The following is a 5,176-nucleotide window of genomic DNA, read 5'->3' on the forward strand; positions in this document are numbered from 1 at the left end:
TGTTTGAAGGTCAGCTGACCATGAAAGATGGCTATATCGTCGTCAATAGCGGTCTCAATGGCAATGCCACAGCGACGAGTGTCGAAGGTGTCTTTGCTGCTGGTGATGTCGCTGACCACATCTATCGTCAAGCCATCACATCGGCAGGCACAGGCTGTATGGCGGCGCTCGATGCTGAGAAGTATTTGGATGCGCTGTGATTTAACACCATAAAAAATAACCCGCTCTCTAGCAAAGCGGGTTATTTTTTATGAATAATATCAATTTAGGTTAGAAATGGAAACCTGTATAAACTGACAAACCAGAAGTTTGATCTTCGATGCGATGTGCCTTGATGGCTTTCTCACCGTCCATATGCGCAGGTACATCGACTGACTTTTGATAGTAAAATACTTCTACACCTGCATAAGTGCTTGGACTAAAGTCTTTTTTTGCACCAAAGATGATGTCAAATTTATCATCATATCTTGTGCCGTATTCATTGAAGTCTTTAAAGACATTGACTTGACTATAAAGCTCAACCGACTTATCAAGTGTACGGCTAGCGCCAATTGCAAATGCTTTTTCAGTTTTGGCAGCTTCACCATACTGAGTACCGTTATGGCTGTTTTGTTGATACATTGCTGCCAATTTCACAGTTGGCGTCGCTTGATAAGATGCATTAATACGCAGTGCTTCATTAAGCGGCTGTCCAATATACATCACGCCACGCGGTTCTGACATTTCATCAGCATTAGCATCAATATATGCAACACCAATATTATATTTATCCGTACTACGGCTGAGTGATACTGCGTAACCATCGCCATTGAGCGAATCTGTGCCAGCTGTCGAGCCGTCCGTATTCTCATCCATGATGTATTGAACAGTTAATTGATTACCCTTAATCACAGGTGATTCGTAGCGGACACTGTTATTCGTGCGGATACCATCAAAGTATGATGGGCGACCCCACGGCATATCATTCAAGTAAGCATCATAAGTCAGCATCCGACCTGCTTTAATTGTACCATAATCTTTATGCGCCAAGCCAATCCACGCATCACGGGGCTCTAAAGTACGCTTATCAACATCAAATGGGTTGCGCCATTCGATACGATAGCGAAGATCAACTTTATCAGATAGTGTCTCTGAACCACGAATACCGATACGAGATGCGTCATCAAAAATCAACACTCGGTTGCGACCAGATGTGATTTCGGTTGGTGTGCCATCGGTATAGCTAGTCTTGGTGCGAGAATAGCTTGCATCGGAGTTGATATAAATTGCACCATAAATTTGTGGTGCAGCCGATGCCGAAGTTGAGATAAGACCTGCGCTTACCAAGGCGAGAGATACCGCAAGCGGCATTGAAAGGATTTTGAACATCATAGACAAGTAGTCCTTAACTTGTGTTGGGAAAAGCGATTACCATAAACCATGCAGTCGTTATGGATTTGTAACAAATCGTTATGATTTACGACAATCTTGCGCAATATATCGTTATTTTTGCTAAATTGCAAACATATTGGCGATAAATTTATATGAAATTTTTCTATATCCATATTTGACTTTTGGATATATATTATTTATATTCATTATCATATTTCATTATACTGTCATCATAAAAACTTCTGCATAATTCAATAACGCCCAAAAACTCATTAAAAATCAATAGAATAAATCATCAGCCACTTGGATGATTTATCGTAATTATGCTAAAATTTCAGCCACTTAGCCACGGAACCATCACCATGTCGCATACACCTGCCCTGCACGATATTCACACCCTAGCCGACACTTGTCCGTATGATTTTCAAAACGCTGCACTGATGGCTGATGGCGATGGATTTTTGGGCACGGGGGCGGATTTGTCAGTGGCGACGCTACTGCACGCCTATCGCTCGGGCGTGTTTCCTTGGTTTGATGCCGATGACCCGATTTGTTGGTGGTCGCCGAGTGTGCGTTGTGTGCTTGTGCCTGATGAGTTTCACCCGAGCAAATCTCTCGTACGCACCGCCAAGAAACAGCCTTGGACGCTCACGACCAATCTTGCCTTTGATACCGTCATTGATGCCTGTAGTCAGCCACGCCACTATACGAGCGAGACTTGGATTCATGATGAGATGAAACTGGCATATGGCGAATTGCACCGCTTGGGCGTGGCGGTGAGCGTTGAGATTTGGGCGGGTGCGCCGATGATAGGTGAGATGATTGGCGGGCTATATGGAGTGAATATCGGTGCAATTTTTTGTGGCGAAAGTATGTTTCACCGACAAACCGATGCATCAAAAGTGGCGTTTTGGGGCTTGATGCGATTGTGCCAACAATCAGGGATTGCGCTCGTTGATTGTCAGCTTGAAAATCCACATCTGATGAGTCTTGGGGCGACACTGATGCCACGCAGTGAATTTTTGCAGACACTAAAGACACTTGTACATCATGATGTGGCAGGGCTTGGTGGACAGCGGATTCAGTTGAATGTTAGCGAGTTATTGACATAAAAAACCCACGCACAGTTTGGCGTGGGCATCGCTTATGATGGCTTTGTGATGACTTTGCCATCTATTCATTAGCTTATCAATCCATCTTGGACAAATCCAATCTTGGGTCAAGGCGATAAGCCAGCAATGCACCAAGCACCACAAGCACGCTAATGACCACACCAAGACGCAACACGACATTTAGGTCAAACAAGCCAATGAGCAATCCGCCAAAAATCCCCACCGAAAACTGTAGCGACCCTTGTAGCGCACTTGCCATGCCTGCTCGCTTTTTTTGATACGCTAGCGCAATGGCGGCGGCATTTGGCTGAGTAAAGCCAAGCCCTGCAATACAACAAAAAATGCTCAAAAACACCAGCACCACATTGGCATCACCACCAAAGATAAGCCCAAGCGCCAACAATACCAGTGATGAAATCAGCTGAATCAGCACGCCAAATCTGAGTAGCTGTACTAGGCGAAACCGCTTGGTCAAAAACTGATTGACCTGTGTCAAGGCAATAAAGCCAAAGGCATTCGCCCCAAAAGCGATGGCAAATTGTCGTTCGGTCAGCCCAAAATTCACCATAAATAGCTCACTGGATGCCGACAGATAAATAAAAAACGCCCCTTGTAGCAGTCCTGCCGACAATGCAGGCACGATAAAGGTTTTATCTTTTAATAAATCTATATACTGACTGATGACATGACTGACAGGCTCGGTGTTGCGATTCTCAGGCTTTAGGGTTTCTTTTAAGAATAACTTAGTCAAGATGACAAGTAGCACGCCATACGCCGCCAAAAACCAAAACACCATATGCCAATCCGCCACCTGCAAAATCGCCGCGCCTAGACTTGGTGCCAAAATCGGTGCTACACCCATCACAAGCACCATCAAGCTAAACGCACGAGCCGACTGCACAGGATTTAGCGTATCACGAATCGCCGCACGAGTCACTACCGCCGACACGCACGCACCGAGCGCCTGCATGGTACGAGCGGCGAACAGTACATAGGCATTTTCCGTCGTCGCACAAATCACTGACGCCACCACAAAAATCGCCATACCCAGATACATCGGCTTGACACGACCCACACGGTCGCTAAATGGCCCATAAAACAGCTGACCCAGCACCAATCCCACAAAATACGCCGGCACAGATTTGGAAATATTTGCCACACTCACGCCAAACGCATCCGCCATCTTTGGCAGTGCGGGCAGATACATATCAATGGCAAGTGGCCCGATGGCAACCATCAAACCCAGCATCATCACCCACAGCGTGGGAAATGGCGTGGCGGTCGCCTGTTGTTGATTTTGATAACTCATGATGTACTTCTTATTATTTTATTAAAAAAAATTGATAATTATCATCGATATGAACTTATCTGCAATTAACTACCACTCAAACCTGTCGATGATAATGGGAATTAATATTGTAACACAGCATCACAGACGATACTTGATTAAAGCTTGTAAAAACCGTGAATACAGCTTGCAGATTTCTAACTTGACAAAAAAATACCGCCCCATACAGAGCGGTAAATTCATAACAGTGATTATCGTAACTTTGTAATTAGCGCGGTTTTGTAATTAGCGCAGTTTCAAGGTCATCAAGCCAAGCACCACAAGGATGATGCAGACGATGTAGAATCGGGCGACGACTTTGGTTTCTTTGAGACCCATTTCTTCAAAATGATGATGTAGTGGCGCCATCAAGAAAATGCGTTTTTTGCGCAGACGATATGAGCCCACCTGCAATATCACCGACACCGCTTCAGCGACAAAGATACCGCCCATGATGGCAAAGGCAAGCTCTTGGCGAGTCATCACCGCAATCGTGCCAAGCATACCGCCCAGCGACAATGCACCCACATCGCCCATAAAGACATCGGCAGGCGCAGCGTTATACCACAAAAAGCCCAAGCCTGCACCAATGATTGACGCACAGACGATGGTCACTTCGCCATTATAAGCAATGTGCGGTACGTGCATATAATCTGCATAGTTCGCCGAACCTGAAATATAAGCGAACACGCCAAGACCTGCGGCAACCATCACCACAGGCAAAATCACCAAGCCATCCAAGCCATCGGTCAAGTTCACGGCATTGGATGAGCCTGCCAAGACAAAATAAGTGGCGATGATAAAGCCAAGCCCCAATGGAATCGCCGAAAATGGAATCACCACATCTTTAAACAGTGGAATCAGCATATCTTGCATAGCAATCATCGTCGCTGCATCTTGCTGTGTGGCGATATAATACAGCGAACCGCCAGCGAATAATGAGCCAACCGACAGCCAAAAATATTTTTTGCGAGCGATCAGGCCTTGTGGGTTTTTGTGTTTGATTTTTAGCCAGTCATCTGCCCAACCAACTGCACCAAAGATGACCATCACCACCATCAAAATCCATACATAAGGATTGGACAAATCCGCCCAAGCCAAGGTCGCAATACCAATCGCCACCAAAATCAGCACGCCACCCATCGTTGGTGTGCCTTGTTTGGCAAGGTGAGTTTTTGGGCCATCATCACGCACCGCTTGACCATATTTGAGCGTACGCAGATAATTAATCACAGGCTTACCGCCTAAGATCACGATGACCAATGCTGTAATTACCGCAAGCAGGGCTCGCAAGGTCAATGACCCGATGGCGATGTCTGTTTGTTGCAATAACCAATAAAGCATAATTTTTCCTTAAAGTATCTTA

5 protein-coding genes are annotated in these 5,176 nt (G+C 45.5%); 2 read left to right on the forward strand and 3 right to left on the reverse strand.

Features of this window, described 5'->3' with window-relative positions; genetic code table 11:
* On the forward strand, nucleotides 1-200 hold a 200-nt coding region (locus tag Q0N89_RS09675), incomplete at its 5' end, for an FAD-dependent oxidoreductase (protein WP_367178567.1).
* A 70-nt stretch (nucleotides 201-270) separates the two neighbouring features.
* On the opposite strand, the gene Q0N89_RS09680 is transcribed toward Q0N89_RS09675, so the two are convergent.
* Nucleotides 271-1,371 carry a porin gene (locus Q0N89_RS09680; RefSeq protein ID WP_294035867.1) on the reverse strand — a complete coding sequence of 367 codons (1,101 nt, stop codon included), beginning with the start codon at nucleotides 1,369-1,371 and terminating at the stop codon, nucleotides 271-273.
* A 323-nt stretch (nucleotides 1,372-1,694) separates the two neighbouring features.
* On the opposite strand from Q0N89_RS09680, the gene aat reads away from it, so the two are divergent.
* A complete protein-coding gene (gene aat / locus Q0N89_RS09685) occupies nucleotides 1,695-2,483 on the forward strand; it encodes a leucyl/phenylalanyl-tRNA--protein transferase (protein ID WP_294035869.1) in 789 nt (262 codons plus the stop codon).
* Between the two features lie 76 nt (nucleotides 2,484-2,559).
* Here the strand turns inward: aat and Q0N89_RS09690 are convergent, their stop codons facing one another.
* Complete coding sequence (locus Q0N89_RS09690; RefSeq protein ID WP_294035871.1) at nucleotides 2,560-3,792, reverse strand: multidrug effflux MFS transporter; 1,233 nt, start codon at nucleotides 3,790-3,792, stop codon at nucleotides 2,560-2,562.
* A 264-nt stretch (nucleotides 3,793-4,056) separates the two neighbouring features.
* Nucleotides 4,057-5,154 (reverse strand): phospho-N-acetylmuramoyl-pentapeptide-transferase, encoded by a 1,098-nt coding sequence (gene mraY / locus Q0N89_RS09695; protein WP_078317301.1) that lies wholly within the window; start codon nucleotides 5,152-5,154, stop codon nucleotides 4,057-4,059.
* Between the last annotated feature and the right edge of the window lie 22 nt (nucleotides 5,155-5,176).

The organism is uncultured Moraxella sp., from assembly GCF_945873075.1.
GTDB lineage: Bacteria > Pseudomonadota > Gammaproteobacteria > Pseudomonadales > Moraxellaceae > Moraxella.

Bases quoted from the DNA above. Each gene is read 5' to 3' on its own strand.
- Q0N89_RS09680 (WP_294035867.1), bottom strand. From the start codon at position 1,371: ATGATGTTCAAAATCCTTTCAATGCCGCTTGCGGTATCTCTCGCCTTG.
- aat (WP_294035869.1), top strand. From the start codon at position 1,695: ATGCTAAAATTTCAGCCACTTAGCCACGGAACCATCACCATGTCGCAT.
- Q0N89_RS09690 (WP_294035871.1), bottom strand. From the start codon at position 3,792: ATGAGTTATCAAAATCAACAACAGGCGACCGCCACGCCATTTCCCACG.
- mraY (WP_078317301.1), bottom strand. From the start codon at position 5,154: ATGCTTTATTGGTTATTGCAACAAACAGACATCGCCATCGGGTCATTG.